The sequence below is a fragment of the Kitasatospora sp. NPDC059160 genome (assembly GCF_042755465.1).
GTDB lineage: Bacteria > Actinomycetota > Actinomycetes > Streptomycetales > Streptomycetaceae > Kitasatospora.
This window is the reverse complement of sequence record NZ_JBHZCN010000122.1, coordinates 1-19,764: the sequence shown is the minus strand read 5'-3', so window position 1 is coordinate 19,764 and position 19,764 is coordinate 1. Positions and strand designations below refer to the sequence as shown.

The window sequence follows — 19,764 nt, the reverse complement described above, 5'->3', positions numbered from 1 at the left end:
GCCGGGGCCGTCCGCTTGTTGAGCCTGGGAGGAGAGCCCTCGGGGTCCTACGGAGCGGAACGGGAGCGGGAGTTGAACGAGGCGATCAAGCACAGCGAGATCGAGGTGAACGGTGTCCGGCTGCACCTCGCCGAACAGGGGGAGGGGCCGCTGGTCCTGCTGCTGCACGGCTTCCCGGAGAGCTGGTACTCCTGGCGCCACCAGTTCGCGCCGCTCGCCGCGGCCGGGTACCGGGTCGTCGCCCCCGACCAGCGCGGCTACGCCCGCAGCGCACAGCCGGCGTCCGTGGACGCGTACTCCGTACTGCACCTGATCGGCGACGTCACCGCGCTGATCCGCGAACTCGGCGGGGAGAAGGCCGTGGTGGTCGGCCACGACTGGGGCGCGCCGGTCGCCTGGGGCACCGCCGCCCTCCGGCCGGACCTGGTGCGCGGGGTCGCCGGCCTGAGCGTCCCGCCGCTGCCGGCCGGCCCCGGCACGCTGCAGGCGGCCCGGGAGAGGTTCGGCGAGGGCTTCTACCAGATCTACTTCCAGCAGCCCGGCCGGGCCGACGCCGAGCTGGCCGCCGACATCAGGTCCAGCCTGCGCCGCGTGCTGTGCGGCCTCCAGCCCGGTGGCGAGCCGCGGCCGTGGGTCGTCCCCGAGGGCAGGACCCTGCTGGACACCATCCCGGAGCCGGACCGGCTGCCCGGCTGGCTCACCGACGCGGACCTCGATGTGTTCGCCGCCGACTACGCCCGGCACGGTGAGCGGGCCTTCACCGGCGGGCTCAACTGGTACCGCAACATCGACCGCAACAACGAGCTGATGGCTGCCTTCACCGGCCTGCGGATCGAGGTGCCCGCGCTGTACGTGGCCGGCGAGCAGGACCTGGTGAACGCGATGATCCCGCCCGGTGTGCTGGACTACCTGCTGACGGAGCTGACCCCGCGGCTGCACCGGCACGTCCGGCTGCCGGACACCGGCCACTGGACCCAGCAGGAGCGCCCGGCCGAGGTCACCGAGGCGCTGCTGGACTTCCTCAAGAGCCTGGACTAGCCGGAGTTCCGGCCGGCCTGGTCGCCCTGCCCCGTGCGGGCGGTGACCAGGCCGGACTCGTACGCGGCGATCACCGCCTGGGCGCGGTCCCGGACGTCCAGCTTGCCGAAGATGCTGGTGATGTAGTTCTTCACGGTGGACTGGCTGATCTCCAGGGCCAGCGCGATCGCGGCGTTGTCGAGCCCGGTGGCGATCAGCCGCCACACGTCGACCTCCCGGGGCGTGAGCTCGCCGCACCGCACGGCGGCCGGCGACGCCGGGGCGGGCGCGGCGGGCGCCCGGACGTAGGTGGAGATCAGCCGGGTGAGCAGCCGCGGGGCGACCACCGCCTCCCCGGCGTGCACCGTCCGGATCGCCGAGCTCAGCTCCTCCGGGGAGACGTCCTTGGGCAGGAAGCCGTGGGCGCCGGCGCGCAGCGCGGCCACCACGTACTCGTCCATGTCGAAGGTGCTCAGCGCCAGGACCCGGCAGCCGGGCAGCTCCCGGGCCAGCCGCTCGGTCGCGCCGACGCCGTCCAGGACGGGCATCCGGATGTCCATCACCACGACGTCGGGGAGCAGCCGGAGGGCGGCGGCGACGGCCTGCTCGCCGTCCCCGGCCTCGCCGACCACGGTCAGGGACGGGTCGGGGGAGAGGATCAGCGACAGGCCGCGGCGCACCAGCGGCTGGTCGTCCACCAGCAGCACCCGGATCCGCCCGGTCATCGGAGCACCTGCCCGGTCTGGACCGCGGCCTCGGCCGATTCGGCGTCGGTCAGCGGGAGTTCGGCGGCCACGGCGAAGCCGCCGCCCGGCTGCGGGCCGGTCGCCAGGGTGCCGCCGTGCAGGGCGACCCGCTCGCGCATGCCGAGCAGGCCGTACCCGGCCCGGCCGGTGGGCTCCGCCGGGGGCGCGCCGCCGCCGTCGTCCCGCACCTCGACGGTGACCCGGTCCGGGTGGTAGGCGAGGCGGACGGTGGCCCGGGCGGGCCCGGCGTACTTGCGGGCGTTGGTGAGGCCCTCCTGGACGATCCGGAAGACGGTCAGCCCGACCGTCGGCGGCAGCGGGCGCGGGGGCCCGTCGACGGTGAACTCGGTCGGCAGTCCGGCCACCCGGGACTCGTCCACCAGCCGCTCCAGGTCCTCCACCCCGGGCTGGGGCAGCGGCGGGGCGGCGTCCGGTTCGTCCCCGGTCCGCAGCACGTTCAGCAACTGGCGCATCTCGCGCAGCGCCAGCCGACCCGAGGACTCCAGGACGACCAGGGCGTCCCGGACCACCTCCTGGTCCCCGAGGTTGGCGCGGGCACCGCCTGCCATCAGCTGCATGGTGGTGATGTGGTGGGCCACGATGTCGTGCAACTCCCGGGCGATCCGGCGGCGTTCGTCGGCCACCGCGCGGTCGGCCAGCAGCCGGCGGTTGGCGGCCACCTCGCGCTGCCAGCGGGCCACCGCCAGACCGGCCCCGGCCACCATGACGGCGGCTACGGGGTCGGCGATGAGCTGCGGCCAGAGCGGGGATTCGAAGCGCAGCTGGCTCAGCGTGGTGGTCACCGCCGTCACGCCCACGGCGGCCGCGGTCACCGGGACGCCCCGGCTCACCGCGACCGAGTACAGCGCGACGACCAGCACCGCGCCGAAGTGCGGGCCCCTCGGGGAGAGCAGGTCGGCCGCCGCCTGGAGCACCAGGACGGCGGCCAGCGCCGGCACCGGGCGGCTGCGCCGGGCCAGCAGCGGCAGGCCGGCGAGGACGACCACGGCGAAGCCCGGCACGGACATGCTGAGGGCGCCGGTCGCCGGGCCGAGCAGGACGTAGCCGATCAGGTCCAGGGCGCCGGCGCCGATGGCCACCATGGCGTCGGTACGGGTCCACGGCAGGCGGTCCGTCCAGTCCTCCAGCGGCCCGTCGGTACCCGCGTCCACCCCGGGGCGCTGACGCCCGTCCATCTGATTCCTCCCGGCTGACCAGCGCTGACGCCCCCATTCTGGCATTGGCGGGCCGGGCCGGGCGTGCTCCCCCGGGCGGAGGAGCAGGGGCCCGGACCAGGACCACGGTCCCGGTCCCGGCCCCCGGCGGGGGAGCGCGGGCCCCCGGCGGAATCCTCCGCTGCCAGGACGCCCCGGCACCCCCGCGGCTGATGGTCTTGGAACAGGCCGGGAACCCCCGGTCCAGAGGCCGACGTTCGCGTCCACCGACCGGAGGAACAGTGATCCGCGCACTGACCGGATTCTCCACCCGACACGCCTGGAAGGTCATCGCCGTGTGGGCGGTGCTGGGCATGGGGCTGGCCGTGCTCAGCCCGATGCTGATGTCCCGGGTGACCCAGTCGCAGAGCGGGGAGTTCCTGCCGCGCAGCTACGACTCGGCGGCCGCACTGCGGATCGCCGAGCAGGACTTCGGCATCAAGCCGGACGCCACCACCGTCACCGTGCTGGTCGCCCGCACCGACGGGAAGGCGCTCACCGCCGACGACCAGCACAAGATCGAGGCCGGCGCCGCCAAGCTGGGGGAACGCAAGGTCACCATGCCCCGGAAGCCGGACGAGCCGGCCGCGCTGGTCCCCGACCGCTCCCAGACGCCCCGGGTCGCTCCCGCCACGGTCGCACCGGACCGCACCTTCGAACTGCTCAGCGTCGAACTGACCGGCAACGCCGCGGACGAGGGCGTCCAGGGCGTCTACCGCACCTTCCGGGACCAGGCCCGGGCCCAGTTCGACGGGATCGGCATGCGCACCGGGTTCACCGGCGGACTCGCCCAGGTGTCCGACACCACCGAGGCCAACCGGGGCGCCATGGTGCTCGGCAGCGCCCTGCTCACCGCACTGATCGTGCTGCTCAACGTGCTGGTCTTCCGCAGCGTGCTCGCCGCCCTGCTGCCGCTGCTCGCGGTCGCCATGGTCAGCGGCGCGGCCGGCGGCGCCGTGGCCGGCGCGGCCGCCCTCACCGGTCTCAAGCTGGACAGCTCTACCCCCAGCCTGATCGGGGTGGTGCTGCTCGGCATCGGCGTGGACTACCTGCTGTTCCTGCTCTTCCGGTTCCGCGAGCAGTTGCGCGCCCGGCCCGAGCAGAACGCCCGGGAGGCCGCCGCCGAGGTGTCCGGCAAGGTCGGCACCGCGATCACCTCCGCCGCGCTGACCATCGTCGCCGCCTTCGCCACCCTGGCCGTGGCGAGCTTCGGCCAGTTCCGCTCGCTCGGCCCGGCCGTCGCCGTCGCCGTGCTGGTCATGCTGCTGGGCAGCCTCACCCTGATGCCCGCCCTGCTCGCCGCCTGCGGCCGCGGGATCTTCTGGCCCTCCCGCGCCCTGCGCCGGGAGCCGCGCCCGGGCGTCGCCGCCCGCTTCGGTGAGCTCGTCGCCCGCCGGCCGCTGGCGCTGCTGCTCGCCTCCGTCGCCCTGCTGGGCACGCTGGCCGCCGGCACCGCCGGACTCAAGATGGACTACAGCCAGGGCGACTCCACCACCACGGCCGCCGCCGCCACCGCCGCCGAGATCGCCCGGGCCATGCCCGCCGGCGTCTCCGACCCGACGACCGTCTACCTGGTCGCCCGGGACGGCGGCACCGTCGACGCGGCCCGCTTCGACGGCCTGGCCCGCGAGCTCAAGGGCGTCGAAGGGGTGGGCCAGGTCGGCCGGCCCGTCCTCGCCGACAACCACCGGGCCGCCCGGATCGACCTCTACCTGAACGCCGACCCGCAGAGCCAGCGCGCCCGGGACCTCGCCTCCGGCCCGGTCCGCGCCGCGGTCGCCGCCCACACCCCGGCCGGGACGGTCGGCCACGTCGGCGGCACCGCGGCGATCTTCGCCGACATCGCCACCGCCGTCGACCGCGACCTCACCGTGGTCTTCCCGGTCGCGGCCGCCCTGATCGCCCTGATCCTGCTGCTGCTCCTGCGCAGCCTGCTCGCCCCGGTCGCGCTGATGCTCTCCGTCGGCCTCGGGTTCGCCGCCACCCTCGGCGCGGCCACCCTGCTGTTCCAGCACGGGCTGGACCGGCCCGGTGTCTCCTTCACGCTCCCGCTGGTGCTGTTCCTGTTCGTGGTCGCGCTCGGCACCGACTACAACATCCTGATCACCGACCGGATCCGCGAGGAGATGCACCGGCCCGGGTCGGCCCGCTCCGCCGTGGCCCGCGCCGTCCGGCACACCGCCCCGGCCGTCGCCACCGCCGGCCTGGTGCTGGCCGGATCCTTCGCGACGCTGGCCACCACCCCGGGCAGCGAGCAGGTCGCCTTCTCGCTGACGCTGGGCATCCTGCTCTCCGCGCTGGTGCTCTCCCTGGTCACCGTGCCGGCCCTGGCCGCCCTGCTCGGCCGCGCCCTCTGGTGGCCGCTGCGACCGGCCCCGGCCGCCGCGCCCGGCACCGACGCCCGGCCGCCCGTCGCGGCGCCGCGCCCGGCCCCGGACCACCTCGGCGCGCGCTGACAGCCGGGGCGCCCACTGACTGCCTGAGTGCCCGCAGACCACCCGAGGCCGCCGGCCCGTCGCTGCTCCCCAGCGGCCGGGCCGGCGGCCTCGGGCCGTACGCGTCAGACCGGCAGCAGGCGGGCGATCAGTTCGCCGAGGCGGCGGGCGTTGCGGCAGGAGTGCATCTCCACCACGTCCGCGTACGTCGGGGCGGCGGAGTCGCCGGTCGTCCAGAGCGCGGGGCGTTCGGGGTTGAGCCAGATGACCCGGCGGGCGCGGGAGGCGATCCGGCGCAGCGCCTCCGGGTGGGGGTCGCGGTGGTTGTTGCGGGCGTCGCCGAGGACGAGCACGCAGGTGCGGGGGCCGACGGCGGCCAGGTGGTGGTCGGCGAACTCGCCCAGGGCGGAGCCGTAGTCGCTGTTGCCGTGGTAGCCCGTCACCCGGGCCTCGGCGACGATGCGGGCGGCGAGCCGGGCCGGGTCGCCCTCGCCCCGCCGCAGCAGGTCGGTGACCTCGGCGGTGCGGTTGACGAAGGCGAACACCCGGACCTTGCTGAACTGTTCGCCCATCGCCTGCACCAGCAGCATGGTGAAATCGGCGAAGCCGGCCACCGAGCCGGAGACGTCGCACAGCAGCACCAGCTCCGGCCGGGCCGGGCGGCGCAGCCGGTACGCCGGGCGCAGCGGCACCCCGCCGGTGCCGAGGGAGCGGCGCAGGGTGCGCCGCAGGTCGATCCGCCCGCGGGCGGCGCGGCGGCGCCGGGCGGCCAGCCGGGTGGCCAGCTTGCGGGCCAACGGGTGCACGGTGCGGCGCAGTTCGGCGAGCTGGTCGCGGCCGGCGGCCAGGAAGTCGATCCGGTCGACGGTGGGGGCGACGGCCCGCTCCGCGATCCGTTCGGCGCCGCGCAGTTCGGCGACCCGGCGGCGGGCCTCGGCGGAGACCAGGGCGCGGAAGTCCCGGATGCGGCGGCGGATCTCGTCGGCGAGGACGCGGTCGGCGAGGTCACGGTCGGCGTGGCCGTCCGGGCCCTGGTCCCGCAGGCCGGCGAGGATCCGGGCGAGCAGGGTCTCGGGGGCCAGCCGGCCGAGCGCCTGGTGGGCGGACCAGCCGTCCGAGCCGGGGGTGCTGCCGGTGCCGTACCGGCCGAAGGCCTCGATCACCTCGCCGGCCAGCCGGGCCTGGGCGGCCCGGTCGTCGGCGGCCAGGGCGGCGGCGAGGCGCTCGCGCAGCCGGTCGCGGAGCGGGTCGGGGCGGCCGAAGCGCGGCGGCTCCGCGGTCTGCGGCGCGGGCTCGGCCGAGGGGTCGGTGCCGTGCCGGGCCTCGGGGGTGCGCAGGGCCTCGGGGGTGCCGACGCCGAGCGGGAAGAACAGGTCGAAGGTGGCGTCGAAGACCGCCCGTTGGCCGTCCGAGCGCAGCAGGGCGGCGGCCAGTCCGGCCCGCATCTGCTCCCGGTCGGCGAAGCCGAGCACGTCGAGCACGGCGGCGGCGTCCACCGTCTCGGCCGGGCCGATCCGCAGGCCGTGCCCGCGCAGGGCGCGGACCAGTCCGGTCAGCCGGGCGGCGGTGTCGGTGGCCCCCGGGGTGCTCACGCGAGGGTGAGCTTCTGGGCGGCCTTGCGGACGTCGTCCTGGTGCTTGAGGATCACCCCGAGGGTGTCCCGGACGACCGCGTCGTCCAGGGTGTCCGCGCCGAGGGCCAGCAGGGTGCGGGCCCAGTCGATGGTCTCGGCGACCGAGGGGGCCTTGCGCAGGTCCATCGCGCGCAGCGCGCCGACCACCCGGACCAGCGACTCGGCCAGCGTCGCGTCCAGCCCCGGCACCTTGAGCCGGACGATCCGGCGCTCCAACTCGGCGTCCGGGTAGTCGAGGTGGAGGAACAGGCAGCGGCGGCGCAGCGCCTCGGAGAGCTCGCGGGTGGCGTTGGAGGTGAGCAGGACGAAGGGGCGGCGGGTCGCGGTGATGGTGCCGAGCTCGGGGACGGTCACCTGGAAGTCGCTGAGCACCTCCAGCAGCAGTGCCTCCACCTCGACGTCGGCCTTGTCCATCTCGTCGATCAGCAGGACGGTGGGCTCCTCGCCGCGGATCGCGGTGAGCAGCGGGCGGGTGAGCAGGAACTCCTCGCCGAAGATGTCGCCGCGGGCTTCCTCCCAGCCCTCGTCGCGGCCGGCGGTGATCCGCAGCAGCTGCTTGGCGTGGTTCCACTCGTAGAGCGCGCGGGCCTCGTCGATGCCCTCGTAGCACTGGAGCCGTACCAGCCGGGCCGCGCCCAGTTCGGCGACGGCCTTGGCGAGTTCGGTCTTGCCGACTCCGGCGGGGCCCTCCACCAGCAGCGGCTTGCCGAGCCGGTCGGCCAGGAAGACGGTGGTGGCCACGGCCGTGGAGGCGAGGTAGCTGGTCGCGGCGAGTCGCTCGGCGGTGTCCGCCACCGAGGCGAAGAAGCCCGTGCCGGTGGTGCTGCCGTCGCTGCCGTCGCTGCCGCTGGTCATCCGAGCCGCCCCGTTCCGGTCCGCCGCGCCCGTCCCGTCGGGGCCCGTGCAGCGCCACCCTACCGGCCGGTCACTTGCTTGTCCCGGGGCGTTGTCGGGGGCCTTCTCGGGGGCACTCTCGGGGATCGGTGGAGCGGCGTACGGAGGGCGGTTGCCCGCCGTACGCCGCTCGGACGGATCCGGGTGCCAGGGGCGTCAGTTGACCCAGAGGACCGGGCTGCCGGCGACGGAGCTGTCGGTGACCGGGCCGTAGGTGGCGCTGAAGTAGCCGGTCGAGAAGCACAGGCCCGGGCCGGACACCAGGTTGGCGGGCTGGTTGGCGAAGCTGATGCTGTTGTCGGCGTTCGAGGTGGAGCCGGTGATGCCGCTGGGGCTCTGGTAGACGCAGGTGACGGTGCCGAGCAGGGTGTTGAGGACCACGGTGATGCCCACCGGGCCGGCGCCGGTGCCGTTGAGCGACACGTTGGTGCCGGAGCCGGAGGTGACGGTGTTGGTGTACGGCAGGCTGGTGGCCGTGACGCTCTTGACGCTCCGGACGCCGAAGACGTTGGAGGTGCAGGAGCCGAAGGACTGGCTGTTGAGCTGCTCGGTCGCGCTGCCGGGCGCGGTCGGGTTGGACGTCACGGTCGCGGAGAACGAGGAGTTGGCGCAGCTCACCCCGGTGGTGCTGCCCGCGCCGTTGGTGAAGGTCGCGGCGGTGCCGGGCGCCAGGTTGGCGACCAGGGTGTCGCCGACGGCGATGGCCGCGCCGCCGGCGCTGCCCTGGGTGAGGACGGCGGGGGAGTCGGCCTGGGCCGGTGCGACGGCGGCGCCGGTGAGCGCGAAGGCGGCGAGGGATGCGGCTGCGAGCGTGCGACGGATGCGCATGAGGGTGCCTCTCTCCGTCCGGGGACGGGTGGGGGAATCCCCGCGTGCGGGTGTGGTGGTGTGCACGACGGGGGAGGTGCATGGCGTACCGGGAGCTCTGTCGGACCACGGGTGCGGGCGGGCCCGGCGCCACGGGCCCGCTCCTGGGGTACGACGGTGTTCGTGCAGCGGTGCAGCGGTACGGGTGCAGCGGTGCGACGGTGCGACGGTGGTGCGGTGGCTCCGTGGTGGGGCGGCGGTCGGCGGCTGCCACCGCCGCGGGCCCGGCTCCCGCCCTGGTCCGGCGGTCCGGGCGGTTCGCCCGGGGCCGTCGGAGCCCCTGGATCCGACCGGTGGCGGCCTGCGCGCCGACCGATTGGAAACCTGGCAGTGTTGTAAACCCGTCGTTACGTCAATGTCAATACAGGACACAGGAGTTGGTGATGGATCCCAAACACCTCCGGAGTGCCGACCTGATCCTGCTGCCGGGTGCCCGGACCGGCCGGGATCCGGCCAGGTCGATCAAGCCGGGGCCGCGCCGGCAGCCCGCCGGAGTGGTCGCCGCGACCCAGCGCGAACGGCTGCTGGACGGCCTGGTCCGGACGGTGGCCGAACGCGGCTACCAGCACGCGACGGTGAGCGACATCTGCCGCGCGGCGGGCGTGACCAGGCCGGTCTTCTACGAGCTGTTCAGCGGCAAGGAGGACGCCTTCCTGGCCGCGCACCGGTACGGCACTGGGGTGGTGATCCGGCGGATGGCGGCGGCCTTCGCGGCCGAATCCGACTGGTGCTCCGGGATCCGCCAGGCGCTCGACGCGATGCTCCAACTCCTCGCGGGCACACCGTCCTTCGCGACCATGGCGGTGATCGAGATCGAGGCGGTCGGCCCGGCCGGCCGTCGTGAGCGGGAACAACTGCTCATCCGCTTCCGGGCGTTCTTCGCCGACGTGCCGCAACTCCCGGGCGGGGTCGGGGTGCGGCAGATGGTCGACGCCGTGGTGGGCGGTGTCTACAGCGCGGTCTACCGGCTGATCTCCTCCGGGCGCACCGATCAACTGACCGATCTGCTCCCGGTGTTGAGCATGTTCTGCCTCGCCCCCTTCCTCGGTCCGGCCGAAGCGGCCGACCGGCTGGACGGCCCGACCCGGAGGATTGGTGAAGATCCTTCGTGCACCCGTATTGACCCGGCGAATACCGGGCAGTAGCTTCCCAGTTACCCAGCGCGCTCCGAACGGATCCGCCCCGCTGCCGAGGGGCGGACGGCCCGGTCGGGGCGCGGAACGCTGTCCGCGCCAGGACAACGTGCCAGCTGCCTGCACACCCCATCCATCCACAGGGAGCACACATGGCCATGTCCGAGGAAGCCGCCGCCGCGGCGGAAACCCCGCAGACGCCGACCGGGACCAGAAGAGGACGGGTCCGCATGAAGCGCTCCGCCCTGATGGCCGTACCGGCCGTCGCGGTCGGGGGCATCCTGATGACCCTCACCGCGCAGGGCGTGCTCGCCGCGCAGTTCTCCATCTCCGGCATGCCGTTCACCATCACCGCCGACAAGCTCGACGGTGACGGCTTCGCCCAGTTCGGCTCGCTGGACTCGATGATCCCGGACAGCCCCAACGCGGGCAACACCGGTGGGCAGGTCCTGGTGGCGGTCTCGGCGATCAAGGCCGCCCAGATCACCAACCTGTGCCAGGCCGTCGACCTCGGCGGCGTCAGCCTGGTGATCCACGCGGGCGACAAGGGCACCCCGGTGTCCGCCTCCGACCTCACCACCGACTCCGATCTGCTGTCCGGCGACGCGGAGTTCAAGAACATCGAGATCGGCGGCGACGCCAGCACCTACACCAAGGCCGGCCCGGTCGGGAAGGGCCAGCCGGGCGTCTTCGGCCAGCAGGCCGACCACGTCACGCTGACCCACCTCAACCAGCACAACTACGCCAGCACCGCCGTCGGGTTCAAGTTGCCCAACCTCCGGCTGAGCTTCAGCTCCAAGGGCTGCTGAACATGACGGAGTCCGTACCGGAGCCGGCCGCGACCGGCGAGGGCGCCGCTGAGCGGACCGAGGAGGTGGCGGCCGCGGGGACGGCCGCCACCGCCCCCGCGACCGCCGCCCCCGTCGCCGGCCCCGCCACCGCTCCCGCAGGGGCCGTCGCTCCCGCCGGAGCCGCCGCGACCGCTACGCCCGCGAGCCCCGCGGGCCCGGTCAAACGCGACTGGCGGGGTAACCGGCCGTTCTGGGGCGGGCTGCTGGTGACCCTCGGCGGCGCCGAGATCCTGTTCACCCTGTGGGCCCCGCTACCCGTCCTGCTGCACATCTCACTGGTGGGCCTGGCCGGGTACCTGGTGCCGTCGGTGATGCTGCTGTGCGGCCTGCTGATCCTGTTCAACCCGACCCAGCGGCTGTTCTACTCCATCCTCGCCGCGCTCGCCTCGCTGGGCAGTTGGGTGACCTCCAACCTGGGCGGCTTCGTGATCGGCATGCTGCTCGGGATCGTGGGTGCCTGCCTGACCTTCGGGTGGGTGCCCGACCAGCCGCTGCGCCGTGGGAGGCAGCGGCGGGAGGACCGCCGCGCCGCGCGCCGGGCGGGGGCAGGGACGGGGGCGGGCGCGGCCGGGGCCGGAGCCGGGGCAGGGGCGGCCGGGGCCTGAGGGCCGGGACCTGCCGGGAGTCACCGGCGGCGCCCGCGCACCGGTGGTGGGAGAGCACCGGGTGCGCGGGGCGCTCCGCCGTGCCCGGGCCGTGCGCCGCGGGCCGCGCGCCGGCCACGGAGGGCCGATGGTCCCGGGACCGTCCGGGGCCATCGGCCCTTCCCGCCCCGGTGGCCCGGCAGTTGACTGGGCAGGTCATGGACTACAGCAGCCAGGCCGACGCGGCCGCCACCGCCACCGCCGAGTACGACCGTCTGATCGCCCGCCACCACGCGATGCGACTACGGCGCCAACTCCTCAGCCCCGCAGCGCCGTCGGGGCCCCGGTCCGGTGCAGGCCCGGGCCGCGACGGCCGCGAGGACCACCAGGACTACGGGGACCAGGACTACGGGGACCACGACGGCGCCGAGGACCAGCACCTGATCCGGCGCGAACTCGGAGCCGTCGCCCCGCTCGCGGACCTGATCGACCGGCTCTACGCGGTCATGTTCCGCCGCCGCCCCTTCCTGCGCCCGCTCTTCCCCGCCTCGATGGAGTTCCAGCAGGCCCACCTGGAACGCATCTTCCACCACCTGATCGACCACCTGCACCAGCCCGCCGACCTCGCCCGCATGCTCCGCCAACTCGGCCGCGACCACCGGAAGCTGGGCGTCCGGCCGGTCCACTACGCGGCCTTCGAGGAGGCCCTGTGCGCGGCCCTCCGGCACCGGGCCGCCGAACGGTGGACGCAGGAGCTCGAAGCCGCCTGGGTGCGGATGCTGCGGTTCGCCGTCGGCGCGATGGTCGCCGGCGCCGACTCGGCGCTCACCGAACCCCCGTACTGGCACGCCGTGGTGACCGGCCACGAGCGCCGCCGCCCCGACCTCGCCGTGGTCCGGGTGCGTACCGGGGAGCCCTACCCCTACCGGGCCGGCCAGTACGGCACGGTCGAACACCCGACGCTGCCGCACACCTGGCGGCAGTACTCGATGGGCTGCGCCCCGCGCGGCGACAACGAGTTGGAGTTCCACGTCCGCCGGACCGGCCCCGGCGGCGTCAGCGCGGCCCTGGTCGAGCACACCGCCCTCGGCGACCGGCTGCGCCTCGGCCCGCCGCGCGGCGGCCTGCTGCCCGACGGCGACGCCCGCGACCTGCTGCTGGTCGCGGGCGGCACCGGACTCGCCCCGATGAAGGCGATCGTCGAACAGCAGGCACTGCACCGCCCGCCGGGCCGCCGGGTGCACCTCTTCGTCGGCGCCCGCGACCGGTCCGACCTCTACGACTGGCAGTCCCTCTCCGAACTCGGCCTGCACAAGCCCTGGTTGTCGCTCACCCCGGTGACGGCCGGCCGCCTCGCCGACGCCGTCGCCGCCGCCGGGGACTGGCGCGAGCACCTCGCCTGCGTCAGCGGCCCGGCCGGGATGATCGCCGCAGTCCGCTCCGAACTCCTCGCGGTGGGAATCCCGTTGGACCGGATCCGGTTCGACCGGTCGGCCTACCGGTAGCCCCGCCGGGGCTCACCGGTAGCAGTACGAGTCCGAGGAGGCGTCCCCGCCCGCCAGGTGGGTCTGGTGGACGCGCAGCCCGCGGAAGTCGGCGCCGTGCGGGAAGAACCGCTCGTCGACGCTCAGGCCGCCGGCCTCCGGGTCGGCGTCCAGCTTGACCATCCACGGTTCGATGCCGTCCGGGTAGAACTGGTCGTCCCAGGCGCCGTACAGGGAGTTGGTGAGGTAGAGCCGCCGTCCGTCCCGGCTGATCTCCACCATCTGCGGCGCCCCGCTCAGCGGCCGCCCCGGCTCGGCCGGGTGCGGGGTGCGGGCGGTGACGCCGCCGAGGCGGACGGAGGAGGCCAGCCGGGGGTGGAACGGGTCCGACACGTCGTACTGGAACAGCTCGCCGGTGCCCCAGGCCGACACGTACAGCCAGCGGTCGTCCACCGACAGGTTGATGTCGGTCACCAGCGGCGGCACCGCCCCGAACGGCCGCAGCGCGGGCGGGAGTTCCTCGGCCCGGGCGGGCTCGGCCGGGATCTCGATCACCTTGCGGGCGGTGAACGCCGGGCCGTCCCGGTACCAGAGCCAGACCGAGGAGGAGAGGTCCTCCACGTTCACCACCACCCCGGCGAAGCCCCACTCCGCCTGCGGGTCGTGCGCGGGGCGCAGCTCCAGCACCATCTGGTACTGGTCCCCCAGGTCGACCCGCTGGAGGTGCCGGCCGGTGCCCAGCTCCCAGAAGTGCAGAGCGTGCCCGTACTTGCGGGCGAGCAGCTGCTCGGGCAGCACCCCGTCCTCGACCATCCACGGGGTGCCCCACTCGCTGGTCACCCCCACGTCGGTCCCCAGGTGCCACCAGACGTCGTACGCGAAGTGCTGCGGCCCGCGCTCCGTCTCCCAGGGGCGCAGCACCTCGAAGGTGGTGTGGTCCAGCAGCGCCACCCCGCCGGGCCCGTCGCCGCCGTCACCCGCGCCGAGGCAGGACAGGAACACCCCCTCCGGGCCGCAGTGCAGGGTGTGCGGCCGCGAGTAACCCGCCTTCGCGGCCAGCTCCTTCGCCTCGACCGTCTTCACCAGGCGCGGCCGCACCGGGTCCGGCCGGGTGTCCATCACGTGCAGCCGCGACGACCGCAGCCCCGGGAGGAGCAGGAACCGCCGCTCCGGGTTCTCGTGGCAGGCGTGCGCCAGCGCGCTGGAGCAGGCGTTCCAGCCGAAGTGGTGCAACTCGTCCCCGAGGGTCGGCAGTTCGGCGAAGTTGAGGACCTTCCCGTAACTCGGCGACGCCGGGTCGGTGTCCACGGTGAGCAGGGCATCCGGCTGCCGCCCCGCCCGGTCGAACCCGGCCACGTACGCCAGTTTCTCCGGCGGCGCCGCGATCGCCTCCGCCGCCGACCGGTAGAGCGACGGATCGATGTGCCCGTGCTGCATGCAGACTCCCCAACTCGCCGTGTCCGTCCGGGAAGCGTTCCACACGACCACCGGCGCACAGCAGGCGCACGCGAAGCGACGGGGAAGCGCGGACGGCTACCCTTGCGCGGTGCACGACGGCGTCAGCGGGGGCGACAGCCGGGCAGCGTCGTCCAGGCCGTGGCCGCGCACGTGACGGCGGCCCTCCACCCGCCGACCGTCGCCACCCCGGCCTCCGGCCGTTCGCCCCGGAGCGCTTCGGGACGGCTGCCGCGCGGGCCGCGGCTACCGGCCGGTATGGTCGGGGGCGGAACGGGTGGTGACCTGCCGGAAGGGCGGGCGGAGCAGAGGGACGGGTGCGGCGGCAGATGGAGTTTCGGGAAGACATCCTGGGTGCCCCCTACGAGGCGGCCGAGCTGACGCTGCGGTCCGATGACGAGGGGGCGGTCTGCGCGACGCTGGTGCGGCGGGTGGTGCCGGGGGCGGAGCGGGCGGTGCTGTACGTCCACGGGTACAACGACTACTTCTTCCAGACCAACCTGGCGGAGCACTACGCCGCGCTCGGGTTCTCGTTCTACGCCCTGGACCTGCGCAAGTACGGGCGCTCGCTGCGGCCGCACCAGTCGCCGAACTTCGTCCGCGACCTCGCCGAGTACGACGAGGAGATCGACGAGGCGGTGCGGATCATCCGGGAGGTGGACGGGCACCGGCAGCTGCTGCTGAACGGGCACTCCACCGGCGGGCTGGTGGGGGCCCTGTGGGCGGGGCGCCGGGCCGGGCGGGGGCTGGTGGACGGGCTGTTCCTGAACAGTCCGTTCCTGTCGATGCCCGCCGGGGCGGCCGTGCGGACGGCGGGCGGGCCGGTGGTGACGGCGCTCGCGCGGATGAAGCCGACCCGGATCCTGCCGTCCTCGCTGAACCCCCACTACACCCACAGCCTGCACAAGGACCACAAGGGCGAGTGGGACTTCGACCTCACCCTCAAGCCGGCCGAGGGCTTCCCGCTGTACGCGGGCTGGCTGTCGGCGATCCACCAGGGGCACCGGCAGCTGCGGCACGGTCTGGGGATCGACGTGCCGGTGCTGCTGATGGCCTCGACGAGGTCGGTCTCCACCACCAAGTGGCACAACGCCCTGCACCACGCCGACGGGGTGCTGCGCGCCGACGACATCGCCGCGCAGGGGCCGCGGCTGGGCCGGCACGTCACGGTGGTGCGGATCGAGGGCGGCATGCACGACCTGGTGCTGTCCGGCGAAACGGCCCGGACCGCGGTGTTCGCCGAGCTGGACCGCTGGCTGGCGGCCTACCTGGACGTGCGCCCGGTGGGGGAGCCCGCGTGACGGACGGGCCGGTGGAGGCGGACGAGCCGGTGCCGGTCGGGCGGGCCACCGACCTGGGCTTCGCCAAGCTCATGCCGGACATCGACCGGGACGGCGGCTGGCTGCTCACCCTGGACGGCACCCCGCAGTCGTACGTCGACCTCGCCGACCCGACCCACCTGGAGTTCGAGTACACCCGCCGGCTCGGCCACCTCGCCGACGCCCTGGCGCCCGCCGGCCGGCCGCTGGACGTGCTGCACCTGGGCGGTGGCGCGCTCACCATGCCGCGCTACCTGGCCGCCACCCGCCCCGGTTCGCGGCAGCGCGTGGTGGAGGTGGACGGGCCGCTGCTGGAACTGGTCGCCGCGCACCTGCCCTGGCAGGGCCCCGGCGCGGACGTCACCGCGACGGTCGGCGACGCCCGGGCGGCCCTGGCGGCCACCCCGGCCGGCTCGCAGGACCTGCTGATCGCGGACGTCTTCCACGGCTCCCGCACCCCGGCGCACCTCACCTCGGTGGAGTTCCTCCGGCTGGCCGCGGCGGCGCTGCGCCCGGGCGGCTGCTACGCGGCCAACCTGGCGGACGGCCCGCCGCTGGCCTTCGCCCGGGCCCAGGCGGCCACGGTGCGGGCGGTGTTCCCGTACGTGTGCCTGGTGGCGGAGGCCCCGGTGCTGCGCGGGCGCCGGTACGGCAACATCATGCTGGCCGGCTCGACGGCCCCACTGCCGGTGGCGGAGCTGACCCGGCTGCTGGCGGGCGACATCTTCCCGGCCCGGCTCACCGACGGCGCGGAGCTGGCCGCCCTGGTCGGCCGCACGGCCCCGGTCACCGACGCGGACGCCACCGACTCCCCGCCCCCGCCGGACGGCGCGTTCAGCGTGGGCTGAGGCCGGCCGGATCAGGACACCGGTCCCGGCCAGGGGACGTCGGTGGCCACCGGGGCGGTGTAGTCGACGCCGGGGACGGCGAAGCCGTACAGGCGCTGGACCTCGGCGTGGAACCAGTCGAGGTCGGCGAGGTCGGCCACGGTGTCGGTGGTGGCGGCCGCCCAGCGTTCGGCGACGGCGGCCTGGACCTCCTCGGCGAGCTCCCAGCCGTCCAGCCGGACCCGGCCCTCGTCGTCCAGGAGGAGCGGGGCGGCGCCGGTGAGCTGGTCCCACAGGGTGGCGAGCTGGTGCACCGGCGGGACCATGTCCGGGCCGAGGACGCCGCGCAGCAGCCCGGTGTAGAGGGCGATGCCGGGGACGGCGGTGGAGGACTGGGTGACGGCGGCGCCGTTGACGGAGGTGACGGCCCGCCCGCCGACCGCCTGGCCGAGCCGCTCGTCCAGGGCGCGGGCGGTGGCCTCCAGGTGGGCCTTGGCCGCGCCGATGGTGCCCTGCCGGTAGATCGCCGCCGTCAGCGGGGAGCCGATGTAGGAGAGCGCCGCGGTGGTGAAGCCCTCGCCGAGGAGCCCCCGGGCGGAGAGGCGGTCGATCCAGCGCTCCCAGTCGGCCCCGCCCATCACGGCGACGGTCTGCTCGATGTCGTCGCCCTCGGCCGGTTCGGTCCCGACCTCGCGGACCTCGGGGTGGCCCCGGTCGTCGAAGACGAGGGTCCTGGTGCGGTCGGCCCGGCCGATCGGCTTGAGGACGGAGGCGTAGGTGGCGCCGGTGTCGGGGTCGGTGCGCCGGGGCGCGGCCACCGAGTAGACCAGGTGGTCCAGCCGGCCGCCGAAGCGCTCCTCGATCAGGTCGGCGACCTGGTCCTTCATCGCGTCGGAGAAGGCGTCGCCGTTGAGGAGGACCACGTCCCGACCGGCGGCGCGGGCGAGTTCGGCGGTGGCGGCGGTGCGGTACCAGCCGGCCGTGGCGGTGCGCCGCTCGGTGGGGCCCTTCTCGAAGGAGACCAGGATGCCGCGGATGCCGGCCCGCTTGAGCCCGGCGACGGTGGCCGCCAGGCCGTACCCGGCCGAGGAGCCGATGATCAGGGCCACCGGCCCTTCGCCGTCCGGCAGTCGGGCCGGGTCGGGGCAGTCCCGCCACATGTCGGCGACCAGTCGCGCGCAGCCCGCCGGGTGGGAGTCGAGGAAGAGGAACCCCCGGTTGCGGGGGATGAGAACGCGCTCGCTCACGGTGGCAGTCCTTGGGTGGGCCGGGTGGTGGAGGCGGCTGCCGGAGAGGGCGCCGCGTTGCCAGTCTGGGACAGCACGGAGGCGGCCAGCGGCCACCGCCGGGCACAACGATCACGAGTGGATCTTGGAGTGTTCCGCCACTGACGCGCCCGCCCCGCCCCGCCCCGCCCCGCCCCGCGTCGCAGCGCGGCGCGGCGCGTCGCCGGGAGGGGCGGTCCGGGGCGGGTGTCAGAATCGGCGGGTTCATGCCGGAGCACGGTGCACGTCCGAAGGAGTGAGCGGTGAGCGGTGGCGGGGAACGTCCGGAGCTGGGGAAGGTGCCCGAGACGGCGCTGTGGACGCTGTGGCACCGGGCGGTGGAGGCCCGGCGGCCCGACGCGGTGCTGCACGACCCGGTGGCGGTGGGGCTGGTGGGGCGGATCGACTTCCCGTTCGCCGCCCGGTTCGGGGAGTCGCGGCTGGTGAGCCAGGTGCAGGCGCTGCGGGCGGCCTGCTTCGACCGGGAGGTCGCGGACTTCCTCGACCGGTACCCGCGGGGCACCGTGGTCGGCCTCGGCGACGGGCTGGAGACCCAGGCCTGGCGGGTCGACAACGGCCGGGCGAGCTGGCTGTCCGTCGACCTGCCCGAGACCGCCCGGCTGCGCGAGCAGCTGCTGCCGCCGGACGACCGCCACCGGATCCTCGCCTGCTCGGCCACCGACCAGCGCTGGATGGACGAGGTCGACCCGGACCCGGCGCGCGGCGTGCTGATCACCACCGAGGGCCTGCTGATGTACCTGCGGCCGACCGAGGTCCGGGCGCTGATCGCCGCCTGCGCCGAGCGCTTCCCGGGCGGCGCGCTGGTGCTGGACGCGGTACCGCGCTGGGCCGGCCGCCGGGCCGTGGCCGGGAAGCTGCGGGACCGGCACTACCAGGCCCCGCCGATGCCCTTCGGCATGGACGCCGACGAGCTCGGCAAGCTGGCGCAGGCCCACCCGGCGGTCACCGGCGTGCGGGAGGTGTACCCGGAGGGCGGGCGCGGACTGCTGCGCGCCGTGCTGCCGCTCGCGCGCGTGATCAAGCAGCGTCCGTCGGTCGTCGCACTGCGTTTTACCGAATCTTGAAGAAATGCCGGTCGGCCTGGAACTATGGGAGTCGGGACGTACGTCGTAACAACGGGTGATCGGCCAGGGGGACGGGCCGCCCGGCACGTTAGGCTGCGCCCCGGGGGGAGCGGCCAGGGTGCCGCCATCGGACAACCGCCGGGACGGGCGTGCGGCTCCACGGGGAGCCGACCCCGGCCCGACCTGCCACGGAGGTACTGGCCTTGCACATCGACGCCTGGATCGAGAGCGTCCCACCGACCGCGGTGTACGCCCTGATCGGCCTGATCATCGGGATCGAGTCGCTGGGCATCCCGCTGCCCGGCGAGATCGCGCTGGTCACGGCGTCCCTGATGGCGGTCAAGGGTGTGGTGAGCCCGTGGGGGATCGCGATCTGCGCGATCGCGGGCGCGATCATCGGTGACTCGATCGGCTACTCGATCGGCCGCAAGGGCGGCAAGCCGCTGTTCGAGAAGCTCGGACGGAAGTTCCCCAAGCACTTCGGGCCCTCCCACCTGGCCACCGCCGAGCGCTCCTTCCAGAAGTGGGGCATGTGGGCGGTCTTCTTCGGCCGCTTCATCGCCCTGCTGCGCATCTTCGCCGGTCCGCTCGCGGGCGCGCTCCGGATGCCGTACTGGAAGTTCCTGATCGCCAACGTGCTGGGCGGCATCGTCTGGGCCGGTGGCACGACCCTGCTGGTCTACAAGGTCGGCAAGGCCATCGAGCCCTGGCTCTCCCGGTTCTCCTGGGCGGGCCTCGCGGCCGCCGTGGTGATCGGGGCGGCCTCGGCCTGGGTGATGAAGCGCCGTGCGGCCAAGACCCACGCCAAGATCGAGGCGGAGGAGGCGGCCAAGGCCGCTGCGGCCGCCGGGGCCGGCACCGCCGCCTCGTCGGCCACGGCGCCCGTCGCCGAGTGACACCGCACCGACAGCACTGACACCTACGGCCGCCCATCGGGAGCGGCCGTGCAGGAGCC

Annotated in this window: 17 protein-coding genes; 10 read left to right on the top strand and 7 right to left on the bottom strand. The window is 74.7% G+C overall.

The window, feature by feature from the left end; translation table 11 throughout:
* Nucleotides 1–72: 72 nt before the first annotated feature.
* Nucleotides 73–1,038 (top strand): alpha/beta fold hydrolase, encoded by a 966-nt coding sequence (locus ACFXOZ_RS35985; RefSeq protein ID WP_380594141.1) that lies wholly within the window; start codon nucleotides 73–75, stop codon nucleotides 1,036–1,038.
* Here the strand turns inward: ACFXOZ_RS35985 and ACFXOZ_RS35980 are convergent.
* Nucleotides 1,035–1,742 (bottom strand): response regulator, encoded by a 708-nt coding sequence (locus tag ACFXOZ_RS35980; RefSeq protein WP_380594139.1) that lies wholly within the window; start codon nucleotides 1,740–1,742, stop codon nucleotides 1,035–1,037. The two genes, ACFXOZ_RS35985 and ACFXOZ_RS35980, sit on opposite strands and share 4 nt — an antisense overlap.
* Complete coding sequence (locus ACFXOZ_RS35975) at nucleotides 1,739–2,959, bottom strand: sensor histidine kinase (RefSeq protein ID WP_380594137.1); 1,221 nt, start codon at nucleotides 2,957–2,959, stop codon at nucleotides 1,739–1,741. Before ACFXOZ_RS35975 ends, ACFXOZ_RS35980 begins: the two co-directional genes overlap by 4 nt.
* A gap of 260 nt (nucleotides 2,960–3,219) precedes the next feature.
* Between ACFXOZ_RS35975 and ACFXOZ_RS35970 the strand changes: the two genes are divergently transcribed.
* On the top strand, nucleotides 3,220–5,433 hold the full coding sequence (locus ACFXOZ_RS35970) for an MMPL family transporter (protein ID WP_380594135.1): 2,214 nt from the start codon (nucleotides 3,220–3,222) through the stop codon (nucleotides 5,431–5,433).
* A gap of 104 nt (nucleotides 5,434–5,537) precedes the next feature.
* On the opposite strand, the gene ACFXOZ_RS35965 is transcribed toward ACFXOZ_RS35970, so the two are convergent.
* From ACFXOZ_RS35965 to ACFXOZ_RS35955, 3 genes are all read right to left on the bottom strand, one after another.
* Nucleotides 5,538–7,004 carry a VWA domain-containing protein gene (locus ACFXOZ_RS35965; protein ID WP_380594133.1) on the bottom strand — a complete coding sequence of 489 codons (1,467 nt, stop codon included), beginning with the start codon at nucleotides 7,002–7,004 and terminating at the stop codon, nucleotides 5,538–5,540.
* Nucleotides 7,001–7,900 carry an AAA family ATPase gene (locus ACFXOZ_RS35960; protein WP_380594131.1) on the bottom strand — a complete coding sequence of 300 codons (900 nt, stop codon included), beginning with the start codon at nucleotides 7,898–7,900 and terminating at the stop codon, nucleotides 7,001–7,003. The genes ACFXOZ_RS35965 and ACFXOZ_RS35960 overlap by 4 nt, the downstream gene beginning before the upstream one ends.
* A gap of 195 nt (nucleotides 7,901–8,095) precedes the next feature.
* Nucleotides 8,096–8,767 carry a Tat pathway signal sequence domain protein gene (locus ACFXOZ_RS35955; RefSeq protein WP_380594129.1) on the bottom strand — a complete coding sequence of 224 codons (672 nt, stop codon included), beginning with the start codon at nucleotides 8,765–8,767 and terminating at the stop codon, nucleotides 8,096–8,098.
* Nucleotides 8,768–9,189: 422 nt separating this feature from the next.
* On the opposite strand from ACFXOZ_RS35955, the gene ACFXOZ_RS35950 reads away from it, so the two are divergent.
* From ACFXOZ_RS35950 to ACFXOZ_RS35935, 4 genes are all read left to right on the top strand, one after another.
* Nucleotides 9,190–9,951, top strand: a complete 762-nt coding sequence (locus ACFXOZ_RS35950) for a TetR/AcrR family transcriptional regulator (protein ID WP_380594127.1) — start codon at nucleotides 9,190–9,192, stop codon at nucleotides 9,949–9,951.
* A gap of 140 nt (nucleotides 9,952–10,091) precedes the next feature.
* Complete coding sequence (locus ACFXOZ_RS35945; protein WP_380594125.1) at nucleotides 10,092–10,748, top strand: DUF6230 family protein; 657 nt, start codon at nucleotides 10,092–10,094, stop codon at nucleotides 10,746–10,748.
* Nucleotides 10,749–10,750: 2 nt separating this feature from the next.
* A complete protein-coding gene (locus ACFXOZ_RS35940; protein WP_380594123.1) occupies nucleotides 10,751–11,395 on the top strand; it encodes a DUF6114 domain-containing protein in 645 nt (214 codons plus the stop codon).
* A 197-nt stretch (nucleotides 11,396–11,592) separates the two neighbouring features.
* Nucleotides 11,593–12,879, top strand: a complete 1,287-nt coding sequence (locus ACFXOZ_RS35935; RefSeq protein WP_380594121.1) for a globin domain-containing protein — start codon at nucleotides 11,593–11,595, stop codon at nucleotides 12,877–12,879.
* Nucleotides 12,880–12,891: 12 nt separating this feature from the next.
* Here the strand turns inward: ACFXOZ_RS35935 and ACFXOZ_RS35930 are convergent, their stop codons facing one another.
* Nucleotides 12,892–14,295 carry a selenium-binding protein SBP56-related protein gene (locus tag ACFXOZ_RS35930; protein ID WP_380594118.1) on the bottom strand — a complete coding sequence of 468 codons (1,404 nt, stop codon included), beginning with the start codon at nucleotides 14,293–14,295 and terminating at the stop codon, nucleotides 12,892–12,894.
* Between the two features lie 347 nt (nucleotides 14,296–14,642).
* Between ACFXOZ_RS35930 and ACFXOZ_RS35925 the strand changes: the two genes are divergently transcribed.
* Both ACFXOZ_RS35925 and ACFXOZ_RS35920 read left to right on the top strand, forming a co-directional pair.
* Nucleotides 14,643–15,614 (top strand): alpha/beta hydrolase, encoded by a 972-nt coding sequence (locus ACFXOZ_RS35925; RefSeq protein WP_375895979.1) that lies wholly within the window; start codon nucleotides 14,643–14,645, stop codon nucleotides 15,612–15,614.
* Between the two features lie 71 nt (nucleotides 15,615–15,685).
* A complete protein-coding gene (locus ACFXOZ_RS35920) occupies nucleotides 15,686–16,480 on the top strand; it encodes a spermidine synthase (RefSeq protein WP_375896042.1) in 795 nt (264 codons plus the stop codon).
* Between the two features lie 11 nt (nucleotides 16,481–16,491).
* Here the strand turns inward: ACFXOZ_RS35920 and fabV are convergent, their stop codons facing one another.
* Nucleotides 16,492–17,706, bottom strand: a complete 1,215-nt coding sequence (gene fabV, locus ACFXOZ_RS35915) for an enoyl-[acyl-carrier-protein] reductase FabV (protein ID WP_380594116.1) — start codon at nucleotides 17,704–17,706, stop codon at nucleotides 16,492–16,494.
* Nucleotides 17,707–17,987: 281 nt separating this feature from the next.
* Between fabV and ACFXOZ_RS35910 the strand changes: the two genes are divergently transcribed.
* Both ACFXOZ_RS35910 and ACFXOZ_RS35905 read left to right on the top strand, forming a co-directional pair.
* Nucleotides 17,988–18,809: a class I SAM-dependent methyltransferase gene (locus ACFXOZ_RS35910; protein WP_380531328.1), complete on the top strand. Its 822-nt coding sequence runs from the start codon at nucleotides 17,988–17,990 to the stop codon at nucleotides 18,807–18,809.
* A gap of 203 nt (nucleotides 18,810–19,012) precedes the next feature.
* Entirely contained in the window at nucleotides 19,013–19,705 is a 693-nt protein-coding gene (locus ACFXOZ_RS35905) for a DedA family protein (RefSeq protein WP_375895971.1), read from the top strand.
* Nucleotides 19,706–19,764: the final 59 nt, after the last annotated feature.